Below are 15,441 nucleotides of genomic sequence, written 5' to 3'. Positions count from 1 at the left end.
CCGGTATTTTAAGAATATCGCAAAGCCGATCGTCACGTGATGCTAGACAAAGTGTATGCTAGGAACAGCAAGAATAGACAGCATAATCAAAATTAACGAGTGCTTTCTATCCCATGAGGTTATACAATACCTTCCAGTCACGCTCAGTTAAGCTTGGTATGGCAACAAGATTGAACGTTTTGGGTGCCACCCTTGTAAATCCAAGGTGAGTCTGCCTTATAAAAGTTTATAACGACCTGCGGAAGGCGGGTTGCTGCCTGTGGACGCTGTGTAAGACCATCATCGGGTTTAGTCCCGAACACTCGCAAGAGAGTTCCTACGGTGGCAACAGCGGATGAGACGGGAAATTCCAAAGACGAATAAAACCGTCCTAAGTTCTTGTTCTAGTTGGAAGCCCCAACTATAGCAAAGCTTAGTTGGGGTACTTCACTAGATACTGTTAACGACAGAATGGCCTCATGCAAGACCGAGTACCTCCTCGCGAAACGAATACAAATGTGAATACACTAATTCGCTCTACTCCTTTTTTTACAGGTTTACCAGAGTCGGCTGTCGAAAAAGCGACAGCCCACCTAGTCAGTCGCAACCATCCGGCAAATCAGGTGATTTTGCTGGAGAATGATTGGGGTAGTTCGGTTTACTTTATATTACAGGGTTGGGTGAAGATTCGCACCTATAACCTAGATGGGAAAGAAGTAACGCTGAACATCTTGGGAACGGGAGAGATTTTTGGCGAAATGGCGGCACTTGATGAGGTGCCCCGCTCTACGGACGTGATTACTCTGGCTCCTACGATAATTGGCAACCTACCCGCTCAGGATTTTGTTAATTTGATTTACACGGAGCCGATGGCGGGAGTCCGTCTGGCACAGTTGATGGGGCGACGCTTGCGTCAAGTGAATCGCCGACTCCGCTTGCGGGAATCCGATAGTATGTCGCGGGTGGCAGATACTTTACTATTTTTGGCCGATGGGCAGGGTAAGCGCACGACAGAGGGTACTGAAATTCCGAATTTACCGCACCGGGAATTGAGCAGTCTGAGCGGATTGGCACGGGAGACGGTGACGCGAGTGCTGACGAAGATGGAGAAAAAGAGCTTGATCAAGCGGGAACCGGATATGCTTCGCATTCCCGATGTGAATGCTCTAGAACGTCTGATAATTTAACGTAATGCCACGAAAGCAAAGCAGAAGTTCTTCGTTGAGCTAATTTGAAAGTGGGAAGATTTTGGAGGTCTAGATGGGTTTTCAGAAAATCCTTGTTGCGCTAGACTACTCGCCTTTAAGCAAGGCTGTTTTCGATCGGGCTTTGGATTTAGCAAAAGCAAATGGTGCCAGTCTAAGGCTTCTACATTGCCTGACAAACGAGACGATCGGCGAACCGATGGGGCCGATGCCTGTGGAGATGGGTTTTTATCCAGAGTTTGCAGGTTATACCTATCGATCGGACCCTCTGCTGACAGAAAAACGGCTGGAAGAGGCGCAGGCTATGCTGCGAAGCTACTGCGAAACAGCGAACAAGCAGGGAGTGGCGACGGACTTTGATTGCCAGGTTGGTGAAGCTAGCCTGTGTATATGTGAAGCCGCTCAAAACTGGGGAGCAGATTTGCTGGCGCTAGGACGGCGGGGTCGGACGGGATTAACAGAAGCTTTAATGGGCAGTGTAAGTAATTATGTAATGCACCATGCTGCCTGCTCGGTTTTGATAATTCAAGCGGTGAATACGGAATCGGGCGATAGCCAACCGTAGGTGTGAGGAAAAGGTAAGAGCGGCATACCCTATGCGATCGCATACTAAAGTAGATCTGCTAAGCTGCTTGGCACCTAAATTTTACAGTCAATTTAATGAAATTCTTGTGGGATGGGCGTCTCGCCCGTCCCTAACTACAACTTAGATGCGCGACAGCTTACCTTTTGGGATTTATAGCAACCGCCTTGGCGGTTAGGACATTCTCAATTCCACCAAACCCTTGATTAGACCCTTCTTCCCCTAGCCCCTAGCCCCTAATACATGAGTGAGTCTTTTGAAGAGAGCCCTGAATCGGCTGCCAGAGAGCCTGTAGCCTCTTCTGCTTCCAATCCTCATCTGTCCGAACCAAAAGTTCGGGCCGAAGCCCCTTTGGTGCTGGTGGAAACCGCTTTTTTAGCCAGTACCGCCAGTTTGATTTGGCTGGTTAACTACTATTTTCCCCTTGGCCCATTGTTGCGAATATTTTTCCCGGTGCCTATTGCCTTGCTTTACCTGCGGTGGGGCAAACGAGCTGCTTGGATGGCAGCTTTGGTTTCGGGATTGCTGCTATCGGTGCTGATGGGCCCGCCGCGCAGCATTCAGTTTTTGATCCCCTATGGTTTGTTGGGCGTTCTCCTGGGGGCTTGTTGGCGACGCCAAACCGGCTGGACTGTATCTATATGCTTAGGTACGCTTTTGGGAACCATTGGATTCTTTTTTCGCTTCTGGCTGGTTTCAATCCTGCTGGGCGAAGATGTGTGGGTTTATCTAATCACCCAAGTGACGCAGATGTTGGAGTGGGTATTTCTGAAACTGGGGTTACTTATAGAGCCAAGTTTAGTGGCGATTCAGGTATTTGCAGTGGGGATGGTACTTCTGAGTAACCTGGTTTATCTGTTAGTCGTACATTTGGCCGCATGGCTGCTATTAGAACGCCTGGGTAATCCAATTCCTCAGCCTCCAAATTGGATACAAGTCCTCCTGGATTACGAAGAGTAAGTCAAAAGAAAATTGGTCATTAGTCAGTGGTCAGTGGTCAGTGGTCAGTTGTCAGTTGTCAGTGGTCAGTTGTCAGTTGTCAGTGGTCAGTTGTCAGTGGTCAGTTGTCAGTTGTCAGTGGTAATTAATTATTTTTTGACTTTTGACTTTTGACTTTTCTAGCCCCTAAATTTAGGCAATGATTGAAATTTACACGCAGGTAGAGAAGGGAAACGAGTGGCTGCGGCAATATAGAGGTCGCCAGCCAGTTTTTGCTTGCGTGTTGGGATTTACAGAAACCGGCTCGATCCCTGGTATTTCTGCTGCCGGACGCACTCCCCTAGACCGCCAATTTACTGCTCTAGCAGATGCAGAATTTTTGTACAGTGGCCCTGTACCTAAGCCTAAATATCCCTTACCACCCCTACACGCGGGTGCCTCGCCGGTACTGATTTCCCGTGCGGTAGTTGAAGCGCTTTCACTGCCACTCTATCTGTTTAATGCTGGTTTGCCCCAGCCGCCGTCTGTACCGACGATCGATCTAGGGGGTAGGGCAGCTCGCTGTCTGAGTTCGGGTAACGCCCTCCCACTGGAAACGGTACGCCATTTGTTGGAGGAGGGGTTAATTTGGGGAGAAAAGCTAGCTGCTGTAAGCGATTCCGGCTTCATAGTTTTAGGGGAATGCGTGGTGGGGGGAACCACCACCGCACTAGCTGTTTTAACTGGCTTAGGCGTTCCCGCTGCGGGGAAGGTTAACAGCAGCCATCCCACTTGCAATCATGACCAAAAGTGGGCTCTGGTGCAGACCGGATTAGAAAATGCCAGACTTGGGAGCGAGGGAAAGTGGCAAAGTGATGCTCAAAGAGAAATTCCCAATCCCAAATCCAAAATCCAAAATCCAAAATCGATCGATCCCCTACAAGTAGTCGCCGCCGTGGGAGACCCGATGCAAGTGGCGGTAGCTGGGATGGCGATCGCAGCTTCGCGCACCTGTGGCGTCATGCTTGCCGGTGGAACGCAAATGCTGGCTGTCTATGCTTTGATTCAGGCAATAGCCAAAGAATATTCCTTGGTTTGGGAACCGGAACAAATCGTGGTGGGAACTACCCGCTGGGTGGTAGAAGACCCTAGCGGCGACACGGTTGGATTAGCGCAAATTGTTGGCTCTGTACCCCTACTGGCAACTCAGCTGAGTTTTGCCACTTCTCGTTACGAAAAGCTGCAAGCCTACGAACAGGGATACGTGAAAGAAGGTATGGGAGCTGGTGCTTGTGCGATCGCAGCTCATCTATACGCAGGCTGGAAACAAGCCGAACTTCTTCAGGCCATCGAAGCATTAGTAGACCGATACTGCGCCTAATTAAGGATGACATTAGGCTGCACAGCCCTTTTAATGGACTCTTTGAGCCAGTAACTGTTCTTCCAATGCAGCAAGAAATTTTATTGCCGTAGGTTGGGTTGAACAGAGTGAAACCCAACTTTAGCTTTAAGTTCGGGTTGGGTTTCGTTCCAAAGGCCCTACTACAGATATCATAAGTGATTAACCGGACATGATATTAATGGACTCTTTGAGCCAGTAACTGTTCTTCCAATGCAGCGATGCGATTGTAAGCTGCTGTTAGTTGTGCCGTTAGTCGCTGGATTTGAATTTCTGGTGCCAACTCTTTTTCGCGGTTGTGAGAACCAGAGTCTACATAGCTGGTATCTGCCAGCACATCCTTGTGTGCCAGTGCAGAATCCATTCTGCTCCCTTTATAGGGATAGCGTCCATCACTGAGCTTCCAAGCCGAGGAATCAGTGATAGATCCCGTCGTCCGCCTTGTTTCAGACACAACCTCAGATATTTGGCTAGTTAGCTGCTCCACCATTTGGTAGAGGGCATCGACTTTATTATTCACAGCGACGACTTGATTTCGTATGGATTCCATTCCAGTCCCCAATTTTCTTAATTTATTATTTCATCCTACGCAACCAACAGTTTAACTTTCTCTAACAATAGAATCATTTAACTTTTGAAGCAGATTAGCTGAACAAACAGTTCTATCTATGGTCAAACAACTTCAAACTCTATGGCTGGGCTGAATAGGAGAACATTACTATCCCCCCCTGTTAACAATTATGGCGTAACTTTTGTTACTGTTTGCAGAAATTAGGCTTTCCAAAGCAGATGCTTGCAAAAATGAAGGGGATTGGGTCTGCTGACATGGCTCGTGAGAAGTAAGAGAATGGGCGGACAGGTTAACAGCCCCGCTGATAGGGCGGTAAGTTGGGTGTACTTCAGCCACCTGAAAAGGGCTGGAAAGGCAATTGGGAATTTTTCCTAGTCTGCTGGGTAAACTAGGAAGTGTAGTGACCTAAATTTTTTGTTAGGACTGGAAAATGGATGCAATCACTCACCTGCTGGGGCACCGTATCACAGAACAACTCTATGCAGGCGATCGCACTCTAGTTTATCGGGGTATTCGGGAGAGCGATGGCGAAGACGGCAAGGCGTTGGGCCTACGCACTCCCGTCGTCATCAAACTGCTGCGAAACGAATACCCCAACTTCAGTGAATTGGTGCAGTTTCGCAACCAATATACCATTGCCAAAAATCTCAACCTCCCCAGTATTGTTAAACCCCTCGATTTAGCACCTTACAAAAACGCCTATGCGTTGATAATGGAGGACTTTGGAGGAGTCTCCCTGTCCACTTATCTCAGGGGGGCAACTAATAAAACCCAACCCTCTAAATCTTTATCTTTAGAAAACTTTCTTGACCTAGCCCTACAACTAGCAGATATTCTCCACTATCTCTACCAAAACCGAGTTATTCATAAAGATATCAAACCCGCCAATATCCTGATTAACCCAGATAACAAACAAATCAAACTGATTGACTTCAGTATTTCTTCCCTGCTTCCCCGCGAAACCCAAGAAATCCAGAATCCCAACATCCTCGAAGGAACATTAGCCTATCTCTCCCCAGAACAGACAGGAAGAATGAATCGCGGCATTGACTATCGGAGTGACTTTTATTCCCTCGGTGTAACCTTCTATGAATTGTTGACAAGACAGTTACCCTTTGTGTCAGACGATCCAATGGAGTTGGTGCATTGTCATTTAGCCAAACAGCCGATTCCGGTGCATCAAATCAAGCCAGAAATTCCCCTAATTTTATCGCAAATTGTCAGTAAACTGATGGCGAAAAATGCAGAAAATCGCTATCAAAGTGCATTAGGACTGAAGCACGATTTAGAGATGTGTCTGGCTCAATTACAAGAAACGGGTAACATTGAGCCATTTGCATTGGGAACGCGGGATATTACAGACCGTTTCCTAATCCCCGAAAAGCTATACGGCAGAGAAACTGAAATTGATAATTTATTAGCAGCCTTTGAAAGAGTCAGCGCGGGCAGCACCGAAATGATGCTCGTAGCAGGTTTTTCGGGCATTGGCAAAACCGCAGTCGTGAATGAAGTTCATAAGCCGATTGTTCGTCAGCGCGGTTATTTTATCAAAGGCAAATACGACCAATTTCAGCGTAATATTCCTTTTTCGGCATTTGTGCAAGCCTTCCGGGATTTAATGGGGCAGTTGCTATCAGAATCAGACGTTCAGTTACAAAGCTGGAAAACTAGAATTTTGTCAGCAGTTGGAGACAATGGGCAAGTCTTGATCGAGGTAATTCCTGAATTAGAACGAATCATTGGCACTCAACCTCCTGCACCAGAACTGTCGGGAAGTGCGGCACAGAATCGCTTCAATCTGCTGATGCAGAAATTTGTGCAAGTGTTTACCACAGCCGAACATCCCTTAGTGATGTTTTTGGACGATCTGCAGTGGGCGGATGGCGCATCTTTGAAGTTATTACAACTGTTGATGGAGGATACGGGGCATTTATTGGTGTTGGGTGCTTATCGGGATAATGAAGTGTCGCCCGTTCACCCGTTTATGTTGGCGGTGGATGAGATTGTTAAGTCTGGGGCAACGGTGAATACTATTACGCTGCAACCGTTGAGTTTAGCAGATATGAATCAGTTGGTGGCTGATACGCTGAATTGCGATTTGCCTCTTGCTCAACCTTTAACAGAATTGGTTTATCAAAAAACTCAAGGTAATCCCTTCTTTGCCACACAGTTCCTTAAGGCATTACATGACGATGGGCTGATTACCTTTGATTGGAATATCCGGTATTGGCAATGCGATATTGCTCAAGTCAGAGCTTTAGCTATTACCGATGATGTGGTAGAGTTTATGGCACTGCAATTGCAGAAGTTGCCGATCGCAACTCAGTCTGGGTTGAAGTTTGCAGCTTGTATTGGAGCGCAGTTTGATTTAGCTACTTTGGCGATCGTTTCAGAAAAGTCACCCGAAGAAACGGCGGCTGATTTGTGGAAAGCGTTACAAGAAGGCTTGCTCGTACCCACTACCGAAGTCTATAAATTCTTCACCCAAAGTGAGGATATCGCCACTGTTAACCCAACTGCTGCTAATGCAAATTACAAATTTCTGCACGATCGCGTCCAACAAGCTGCCTATTCACTCATTCCTGATTCACAGAAAAAAGCAACGCATCTCAAAGTCGGACAATTACTTCAGCAAAATTATTCAGGAATAGAGCAAGAGGAAAAACTGTTTGATATTGTCGGGCATTTGAATCTAGGAGAAGAGTTAATCACCCAACCGAGCGATCGGGAAGCATTAGCTCAACTGAACTTAAAAGCCGGACGCAAGGCAAGAAGTTCTACCGCCTACGCGGCGGCAAATATCTATCTGCAAACAGGGATTGAACTCTTGACAGCTAACTGTTGGCAGAGTCAGTATGAATTGACCCTAAATCTCTATGTTGCTGCTACCGAAGCCGCTTATTTGAATGGTGAATTTGATGGCATGGAACAGATGGCAGCACGGGTGTTACAAAATGCACAGACAATTTTAGACAAAATCAAAATTTACGAAATTTCAATCGTCGCCCAGACAGCCCAGAGCAAGACGTTAGAAGCGATCGCAATAGGCAGAAATGCCCTGGGACAATTGGGGGTTGAACTCCCCACCGAACCTGACGAAGCCTTGATTGGCAAAGCGCTACAAACCCTTGCCAGCCAACTCCAGGGCAGACAGATTGAAGAACTGGCTAATCTGCCTCTGATGACCGATCCTCAAACTCAGGCAGCCATGCAACTGTTAGGTATGTTGTTTGCAACAATTTTTGTGGGAAAGACGGGTTTGCTACCCCTACTGAGCTCGACGATGGTGAGTTTATCACTCCAGTTTGGGAATGCGCCCGCATCGACGGTGGGGTATGCAATTCACGGGATGGTGCTGTGTGCTTTTTTGGGAGAAGTCGAAACGGGCTATGGCTTTGGGCGATTGGCGCTCTCATTGCTCGAACGGTTCAATGTGCGGGAATTCAAGTCGATGATTCTGCTGCTATTTGGGGCATTTATTCAGCATCGCCAAGAAGGTCTGAGGGCAACAATACCGAGGCTGAAAGATGGCTATACTGCCGGCATGGAAACTGGCGATTTTCTATACGCTGGCTACAACATAAGTATTTACTTTTATGCCAACTTTTTCGGTGGGGTGGAACTAGACACTTGGGAACCAGAAATAGTAGGTTACAGCGCTGCCTTGGCGCAGGTAAAGCAATATTCTGCCCAGACTTATTTGGATATGACGCAGCAGATGGTGCAGAATTTGCGGGAAACTGCGAGTCAACCGGATTGCTTAATTGGAACTGCCTACGATGAAACGGTGATGATTCCTAAGCATCATCAGGACAATGACCTCAGTGCGATCGCTGCTCTCTACATCTACAAACTGTTGCTTGCCTACTTATGGGGCAATTACACGGCTGCCCTAGACCATATTGCCCAAGCCAAGCCGTATTTGATGGCAGTATCGGGATTTGTTTTTGTTCCCATTTTCCATTTCTATGCAGCCCTGACACACCTAGCACTTTTCCCCACACAGCCAGAAACTGAGCAAGCTGAAATTCTCGCCCTGGTGGAAACTCATCAAACCACTCTGCAACAGTGGGCACAAAATGCTCCGATGAATTATCTGCATAAATGGTATTTGGTTGAGGCAGAAAAGCATCGGGTTTTGGGCAATAAACCCGATGCGATCGATTATTACGATCGCGCCATCTCCCTCGCTAAAGAAAATCAATTCCTCAACGAAGAAGCCCTCGCCAACGAACTCACAGCCAAATTCTACTTGGAATGGGGCAAAGAAAAAGTCGCTCAAGCCTACATGATTGAGGCATATTACTGTTATGCCCGATGGGGAGCCAAGGCTAAAGTAGACGATCTGGAAAAACGTTATCCCCAACTCCTGGCTCCTATCCTTCAGCAATCTTGTTCCTCTACCTCCTTGAAGGGAACTATTACCCAGGGAACGATCGCTTCTACCCGTTCTTCTAGTAGCGTCTCTGAAGTTCTAGATTTGGCTACTCTACTAAAAGTCTCTCAAGCTATTTCTGGGGAAATTGAACTAAATAAACTCTTGACTACTCTGCTAAAAATAGTAATTACGAACGCTGGGGCAGATAAGTGTGTCTTACTGCTAAAACAAGATATTGAGTTACAAGTAGCAGCCCTTGTAGAAGAGGGACAGGAACCTGAGTTATTACCACGAATGCCTCTACAATCAAGTCAGGATGTAGCGATTAGTTTGGTGAATACTGTTAAACGTAGTTTGAAACCTCTTGTGCTGGTTGATGCTAGGTTACATCCTCAGTTTGCTGGAGATAGTTACATTGAACAGCACCAGCCGAAAAGTGTTCTTTGTAGTCCAATTCTTAATCAAGGTAAGTTGATTGGAATTTTATACCTGGAAAATAGCTTGACGGTGGGGGCATTTACGAGCGATCGGGTTGAAGTGCTGAATCTTATTTGCGGCCAAGCCGCCATTTCTTTGGAAAATGCTCGTCTTTATCAAGAATCCCAACAAGCCTTTACTGACCTCAAACAGGCACAACTAAAAATAGTCCAAAGTGAAAAAATGTCGGCATTGGGCAATTTAGTAGCTGGGGTAGCCCACGAAATCAACAACCCTGTAGGCTTCTTGGCTGGCAACATTACCTTTGCTTTAGATTACATCAATGATTTGTTTAAATTGATCGATCTATTTCAGCAAGAATATCCTAATTATAGTGCAGCAATTAAAGAGGAAATTGAAGCGATCGACCTCGACTACATTCGGGAAGACTTACCAAAGTTAGTAGGTTCGATGCACGAAGGCGTAAACCGAATCAAAGGCATCAGCACCAGTCTTCGCATCTTTTCCCGTGCCGATAGCGATCGGCCCGTCCCCTGCAATATCCACGACGGTATCGAAAGCACCTTGATGATTCTCAAACATCGTCTCAAAGCTAATGACACAAGCCCAGAGATTCGGGTCATCAAGAAATATGGTGATTTACCAGAAGTAGAATGCTATGCAGGACAGATCAATCAAGTATTTATGAATCTGTTGGCTAATGCGATCGATGCTCTAGATGAATCTAACCAAGGGTGTAGTTATGGCGAAATTACCAATAAAATTACGATCGAAACAGCGTTATCTCCAGACCAGAAACAAGTAATAATTCACATCAAAGATAACGGTGTGGGCATGAGTGAAGCGGTGCGGGAGAAGATTTTTGATGATTCATTTACTACTAAGGTAGTAGGAAAAGGGACGGGGTTGGGGTTGGCGATCGCTCGTCAAATCGTGGTGGAGAAACACTCTGGTACGCTAGAAGTGAACTCAACTTTAGGTCAAGGTGCAGAGTTTGCGATCGCAATTCCGGTAAAGGCAACCGTTGCATTTATGGAATCGCAGTAAAAAAGGGATCGAGGCTTGCGGATTTGGTATGATATCGTCAAATTCTCTGTTGTCATCTTTGGTTATATTTTTACCGCAGATGAAGAGAGATGAAGGCAGATAAACGCAGATAAGAATGATCGCAGAAATTTTTAAGGTTACCGATGCGTAAACGACACGATCTCACTCAGTCGCGAAGCGCTATAATAATTTGGCATACTAGAAACAAGAGAGCCCAAAATCCTGGCATCCAAAATCTAAAATTAAATGAAACGACGGTCTTTTTTAGTTGGCAGCAGTGCGTTGGCTGTTTCAGGGCTACTCTCAGGGTGTAGCGGTCAGCAACAGGCAATTCTGAAAGTCAGATTGCTGAAAGATTCGATCCCAGCCCAGCTGTTAAATGAATTTCGTAAAGAACTCCAACAATCAGCTGGGTTGGATTTCGCAGCGGAAACTCAGTTTAAAGATTTATTTGCCCAACTGCAAAATTGGCAGGAGAAACCAAAGGCGAATAATTGGTGGTCAAACATACCTCTACCTTTTGGGAAAGAAAGGGCGATTCCCATTGCAGACTTGGTAACTTTGGGTGATTACTGGTTGACCCAGGCGATCGCAAAAAAGCTGATTCAACCCCTAGACCCAAAACAGCTCGATCGATGGCCGCAACTGCCGCAACGCTGGCAAGAACTGGTAAGGCGCAATGACCAAGGCAAACCAGACCCGAAAGGAAAAATTTGGGGCGCACCCTACCGCTGGGGTAGCACGGTAATTGCCTATCGTCGGGATAAATTTGAGTCGAATGGCTGGAAGCCGCCGACTGATTGGGCCGATCTATGGCGAACGGAATTTAGCTCTAGCATTTCTTTACTCGACCAACCGCGTGAAGTAATCGGCTTAACCTTAAAAAAACTCGGTCATTCCTACAATAGCGATCGACTAGACAAAATTCCCAACTTAAAACAGGAACTCCTAGCGCTACACCAGCAAGTCAAATTCTACAGTTCCGATGCCTACCTGCAACCTTTGATATTGGGAGATACCTATCTAGCAGTTGGTTGGTCTACCGACGTTCTGCCAGTCATGCAGCGTTATCGTAACATTGCAGCCGTCGTTCCCCAGTCTGGCACCGCACTGTGGACAGACTTGTGGGTACGCCCCGCCGGTGCCAATACTAGCCCCGATTTACTCCAACAGTGGATTGATTTCTGTTGGCAACCGGATACTGCGCGTTTACTATCTCGTTTTACCCAAGCAGCCTCGCCCATTTTAGCTGGCAAAAACCTAGTTGAATTTGCCAATACAGACAGAAATCGGGTGGTATTGCCAACAGCAGAAATTGTGCAAAACAGCGAATTCCTGCTTTCCCTTTCCCAAAAGACTCTCCAAGAATACCAATCCCTATGGAGAGAAATTCGCTTTCAGGGGTTAGGAGTTCGCGATCGATCGAGCAATGAAAAAGGCTAGGGGGGAATTTTAGATTTTAGATTTTGGATTTTAGATTGGTCATTGGTCGAATCGCACGCTTGATAAGCGACTGGTGTTTAGACTATTGTAATCCAGGTGCGATAGTCTAAACTCCAGTTAATTAGACTTCTTGCAAATCTCATGGTTCATGGTTCATGGTTCATTCTTCATTGAAGTTGCCATGAACCATGAACAGTACACATTAACATCCACAACCCATGCCAACGGACTTGATATAAGATAAAATTTAGATGGGAAGTTTTCGAGGCACTGCACAAATGATCCAACTTCAAACATCACCAACGCAAGAAATTGTATATCCAGATAGCGACGATCAACCCATGTCAGATAACACCGAACAGTTTCAATGGATTGTAACTATCAAGGAAAACTTAGAAATTTTGTTTGCCGCAGATCCCGATGTATTCGTCGCAGGCGACTTACTTTGGTATCCCGTCGAAGGAAACAACAAAATCAGACAAGCACCTGATGCTATGGTAGCCTTTAGTAGGCCAAAAGGAAAACGGGGTTCGTACAAACAATGGAGGGAAAATAACATTGCCCCACAGGTGGTATTTGAAATCATATCTCCAGGAAATACTATCAAAGAAATGGCGAAAAAATTAGATTTTTACAATCGTTATGGAGTGGAGGAATATTACATATACGATCCAGAACGAGTGGACTTGGCTGGATGGCAAAGAAACTCCCAGCAGGAATTAGAAGTGATTGAAGAAATAAATGGTTGGGTGAGTCCAAGACTGGAGATACGTTTTGAAATAACAGAAGATTCTCTCCAAATTTATCGTCCCGATGGCAGTCGGTTTTTAACTTCGGTAGAATTGGAGCAACGCGCCCGAGATGCAGAGCAACGCGCCCAAGATGCGGAAGAGCGGGTACAAATTTTAGAGGCGCGGCTGCGGGAATTGGGCGTTGACCCTAACCAATTGTAATTATTTTTGTTAATTTTTACCCTACAACTAAAGTCGCGGCTTGCGCGTACAAAGCCCGCCTACGCGGGCTTCAAGAAAAAGGAGGTAGTTAACCCGGATTTGGTATAATATCATATCCGGTGGCATCGGTTGCCTAAAAAATTCCCCCTCTTATCTGTGTTCATCTGTGTTCATCTGTCTTTATCTGTGGTAAAAATTTAACCACCGATGAATCGGTGTTCTAGCCCCTAAAATTTAGTCGCAGACGGTCTCTGAAAACCCTCTCTACCGATCGTATCGATCCAAAGATTGCAGGCTGTTGGGCTAACACTGAAATTACAAGTGTAAGTGGCTAAAACCCCCCGTTGCTGATTTAGAACGCGAAGATTGTAGCCATAATCTCTGCTAACTGCACCAAAGTGATTAACAAATTCATAGCGTTCCAAATAATCGAGTAAAGTCCATACTTGCCGATTCACTATAATAGTTACCCGACGCTCATCTTGGCAAACCAACCAGGTATCTAGCAGTTGACCGCCAAACCGTTCTGAAGCCCACCAAAGACTAGGATTTGTCACACCAGTCTGGGAAATGGTAGTTTCGGTAATGATATTTCGGCACCTGTTTCTTTGAGGGGGAGTAGTGCGATCTGACGGTGTTTGTGCCAGCAATATGCGAGATGATAAGAGGCAAAAGGCAAAAGGCAAAAGACAAAAAATAAAAGTCTTCTTTCTTTTTACTTTCATGGTTAATTTTATTCCCAAAGACGCCGACCAGTCTCTCTGTTAAGGCGCTCGTGGGCGTCTTGCAGGAGGGCTGGAATATCCAACTTTTCTGGGCAGCGGGGCAGACAGTCGCCGCAAGAGGTGCAGCGATTTCCTTTCGTACCCCAAAACCAATGTCCAGCGTTTTCAAACATTCCGTAGCGGTATTTAGCATATTCTGTCATGTCGTAAGCGACAGCCATATTCCGCAAGCGAAGGACTTCGGGAATGTTGATATTTTCTGGGCAAGGGAGGCAGGCATAACACTGGCTGCACTTGTCTGTTCCCAAGATATTGGTTTGATGAGTTTGCAAACGCTCTAAAACTTCTAATTCCAGGGTTGTGAGCGGGAAATCGCTGTCTGCAACCCGCAAAGGCTCAATCAGTTCCTCTGGGTTGGCGGCACCCAGACTGAGGGTGGCAATCCGACGATCGCTTAATAAAAACCGATAGTTTAGCTCCAGGGGCGACAGTGGATGGCATAAATCTTTGAGAGTTGGGGGCGGTGTGTAAAGGCGTCCTCCTTTATCAGCTGGTGAGATGATGAACACACCCATATCCTTTTGGTGAGCAAGTTCAACAGCTGCGGCATTTCTTTGAAAGAAATAGTAATAATGCAGATTGATAAATTCAAATAAATTTGTATTTATTGCGGCCAGAATCAGTTCCAAGGAGCCGTGGGTGGAGAAGCCAAAGTGTCGGACTTTCCCATCTGCAATAGCTTGCTGTACTGCTTTTATGGAGCCGTTTTGTACCCAGTCTAGGTGCGATTCGGTATTCAAGCCATGTATTGCCAGACAGTCTAGATAATCTAGTTTCAAGCGGTCTAGGGACTCATCGATCCACTGACGCACGGTTTTGGGGTCAGCTGTGGGTGGGATCTTTGTGGTGATATAGAGTTGCGATCGCGGCACCCCTAAGCCATATTTTAATGCTGCGCCCAGATACTCCTCACTTTTGCCGTATCCCCTAGCGGTTTCCAAGTGATTGATACCCAGCGCCACAGCCTGCTGTAGAGTCTGCCGCGCATTTTCTTCGGAATCCAAGTAGCGCATAGTCCCCAGGGAAAACACTGAGAGGCGCAAATTCGTTTTGCCAAACTTTCGGTATTGCATCTGTCGATTTTAGATCTGAGATTTTAGATTTTAGATTTTAGATGGCAGCTTACCGATCGCAGACAGCTTTTTTGCCCAGCGACCGTTAAATCCAAAATCTAAAATCCTTACATTGCTAATGCGAATTTAGCTGAAGCCGCCCCTCTCGATAAAATCCTCTGGTCTGATTTTATCGACAAATGCCCGAAAGGCTTGCCGTTCCGCCTCATCAGCATCCCGATCGACAGGTATAGAAGCATCGGCAATCACCTCTTCCATCACCCAGATGGGACTGCGGGTGCGGAGGGCTAGAGCGATCGCATCGCTAGGACGAGCATCGATATCTTTTTTGACATCTCCATGTCGGACTGTCAAAATGGCGTAGAATGTATTGTCCTGTAGCGAATGAATGATAATCCGGTCTAGGGTCATTCCCCACGCTTCTAAAAGATTTACAAACAAGTCATGGGTGAGGGGCCGAGGAGGCGTTTGGTTTTCCAACGCACCCATAATTGACTTGGCCTGATCCTGACCAATATAAATCGGCAGAGCTCGTCGGTCTGTCGAATCTTTCAGAAGCACAATTGGGCTGCGTGTGATTGCATCCAGTGCAATTCCAGCGACTCTCATTTCAATCATTGGCTTGGCCTCTAGAATACCTTGGGCAAAGAGCGGTTAAACTAAAAGGTT

11 protein-coding genes are annotated in these 15,441 nt (G+C 46.3%); 7 read left to right on the top strand and 4 right to left on the bottom strand.

Going from position 1 to position 15,441, the window contains the following annotated elements; translation table 11 throughout:
* Positions 1–458 precede the first annotated feature (458 nt).
* The 4 genes from LAY41_RS09315 (at position 459) to cobT (ending at position 4,066) form a co-directional block, all read left to right on the top strand.
* Complete coding sequence (locus LAY41_RS09315) at positions 459–1,166, top strand: Crp/Fnr family transcriptional regulator (RefSeq protein WP_249066277.1); 708 nt, start codon at positions 459–461, stop codon at positions 1,164–1,166.
* A gap of 73 nt (positions 1,167–1,239) precedes the next feature.
* A complete protein-coding gene (locus tag LAY41_RS09310; RefSeq protein WP_249096785.1) occupies positions 1,240–1,749 on the top strand; it encodes a universal stress protein in 510 nt (169 codons plus the stop codon).
* Between the two features lie 261 nt (positions 1,750–2,010).
* Entirely contained in the window at positions 2,011–2,727 is a 717-nt protein-coding gene (locus LAY41_RS09305; RefSeq protein WP_249096782.1) for a DUF2232 domain-containing protein, read from the top strand.
* A gap of 178 nt (positions 2,728–2,905) precedes the next feature.
* Positions 2,906–4,066 carry a nicotinate mononucleotide-dependent phosphoribosyltransferase CobT gene (gene cobT, locus LAY41_RS09300; protein WP_249096779.1) on the top strand — a complete coding sequence of 387 codons (1,161 nt, stop codon included), beginning with the start codon at positions 2,906–2,908 and terminating at the stop codon, positions 4,064–4,066.
* A 196-nt stretch (positions 4,067–4,262) separates the two neighbouring features.
* Here cobT and LAY41_RS09295 read toward each other — a convergent pair whose 3' ends face one another.
* Positions 4,263–4,634 carry a hypothetical protein gene (locus LAY41_RS09295; protein ID WP_249096778.1) on the bottom strand — a complete coding sequence of 124 codons (372 nt, stop codon included), beginning with the start codon at positions 4,632–4,634 and terminating at the stop codon, positions 4,263–4,265.
* A 451-nt stretch (positions 4,635–5,085) separates the two neighbouring features.
* On the opposite strand from LAY41_RS09295, the gene LAY41_RS09290 reads away from it, so the two are divergent.
* The 3 genes from LAY41_RS09290 (at position 5,086) to LAY41_RS09280 (ending at position 12,914) form a co-directional block, all read left to right on the top strand.
* Positions 5,086–10,518: a trifunctional serine/threonine-protein kinase/ATP-binding protein/sensor histidine kinase gene (locus LAY41_RS09290; protein ID WP_249096776.1), complete on the top strand. Its 5,433-nt coding sequence runs from the start codon at positions 5,086–5,088 to the stop codon at positions 10,516–10,518.
* A 246-nt stretch (positions 10,519–10,764) separates the two neighbouring features.
* On the top strand, positions 10,765–11,961 hold the full coding sequence (locus tag LAY41_RS09285; RefSeq protein ID WP_249096774.1) for an extracellular solute-binding protein: 1,197 nt from the start codon (positions 10,765–10,767) through the stop codon (positions 11,959–11,961).
* A 278-nt stretch (positions 11,962–12,239) separates the two neighbouring features.
* Positions 12,240–12,914, top strand: coding sequence for a Uma2 family endonuclease (locus LAY41_RS09280; protein ID WP_249096770.1), 675 nt, complete (start codon positions 12,240–12,242; stop codon positions 12,912–12,914).
* Positions 12,915–13,141: 227 nt separating this feature from the next.
* On the opposite strand, the gene LAY41_RS09275 is transcribed toward LAY41_RS09280, so the two are convergent.
* The 3 genes from LAY41_RS09275 to LAY41_RS09265 form a co-directional block, all read right to left on the bottom strand.
* Positions 13,142–13,639: a hypothetical protein gene (locus tag LAY41_RS09275; RefSeq protein WP_249096765.1), complete on the bottom strand. Its 498-nt coding sequence runs from the start codon at positions 13,637–13,639 to the stop codon at positions 13,142–13,144.
* 8 nt (positions 13,640–13,647) lie between these two features.
* On the bottom strand, positions 13,648–14,772 hold the full coding sequence (locus LAY41_RS09270; RefSeq protein ID WP_249096763.1) for an aldo/keto reductase: 1,125 nt from the start codon (positions 14,770–14,772) through the stop codon (positions 13,648–13,650).
* 126 nt (positions 14,773–14,898) lie between these two features.
* Entirely contained in the window at positions 14,899–15,390 is a 492-nt protein-coding gene (locus LAY41_RS09265; RefSeq protein ID WP_249096760.1) for a bifunctional nuclease family protein, read from the bottom strand.
* Between the last annotated feature and the right edge of the window lie 51 nt (positions 15,391–15,441).

Origin of the sequence: Argonema galeatum A003/A1 (assembly GCF_023333595.1) — a bacterium.
In the GTDB taxonomy this organism is placed as follows: domain Bacteria; phylum Cyanobacteriota; class Cyanobacteriia; order Cyanobacteriales; family Aerosakkonemataceae; genus Argonema; species Argonema galeatum.
The sequence above is the reverse complement of the archived record's forward strand: the minus strand, read 5'-3'. Positions and strand labels throughout refer to the sequence as shown.

Bases quoted from the DNA above. Each gene is read 5' to 3' on its own strand.
- LAY41_RS09315 (WP_249066277.1), top strand. From the start codon at position 459: ATGCAAGACCGAGTACCTCCTCGCGAAACGAATACAAATGTGAATACA.
- LAY41_RS09310 (WP_249096785.1), top strand. From the start codon at position 1,240: ATGGGTTTTCAGAAAATCCTTGTTGCGCTAGACTACTCGCCTTTAAGC.
- LAY41_RS09305 (WP_249096782.1), top strand. From the start codon at position 2,011: ATGAGTGAGTCTTTTGAAGAGAGCCCTGAATCGGCTGCCAGAGAGCCT.
- cobT (WP_249096779.1), top strand. From the start codon at position 2,906: ATGATTGAAATTTACACGCAGGTAGAGAAGGGAAACGAGTGGCTGCGG.
- LAY41_RS09295 (WP_249096778.1), bottom strand. From the start codon at position 4,634: ATGGAATCCATACGAAATCAAGTCGTCGCTGTGAATAATAAAGTCGAT.
- LAY41_RS09290 (WP_249096776.1), top strand. From the start codon at position 5,086: ATGGATGCAATCACTCACCTGCTGGGGCACCGTATCACAGAACAACTC.
- LAY41_RS09285 (WP_249096774.1), top strand. From the start codon at position 10,765: ATGAAACGACGGTCTTTTTTAGTTGGCAGCAGTGCGTTGGCTGTTTCA.
- LAY41_RS09280 (WP_249096770.1), top strand. From the start codon at position 12,240: ATGATCCAACTTCAAACATCACCAACGCAAGAAATTGTATATCCAGAT.
- LAY41_RS09275 (WP_249096765.1), bottom strand. From the start codon at position 13,639: ATGAAAGTAAAAAGAAAGAAGACTTTTATTTTTTGTCTTTTGCCTTTT.
- LAY41_RS09270 (WP_249096763.1), bottom strand. From the start codon at position 14,772: ATGCAATACCGAAAGTTTGGCAAAACGAATTTGCGCCTCTCAGTGTTT.
- LAY41_RS09265 (WP_249096760.1), bottom strand. From the start codon at position 15,390: ATGATTGAAATGAGAGTCGCTGGAATTGCACTGGATGCAATCACACGC.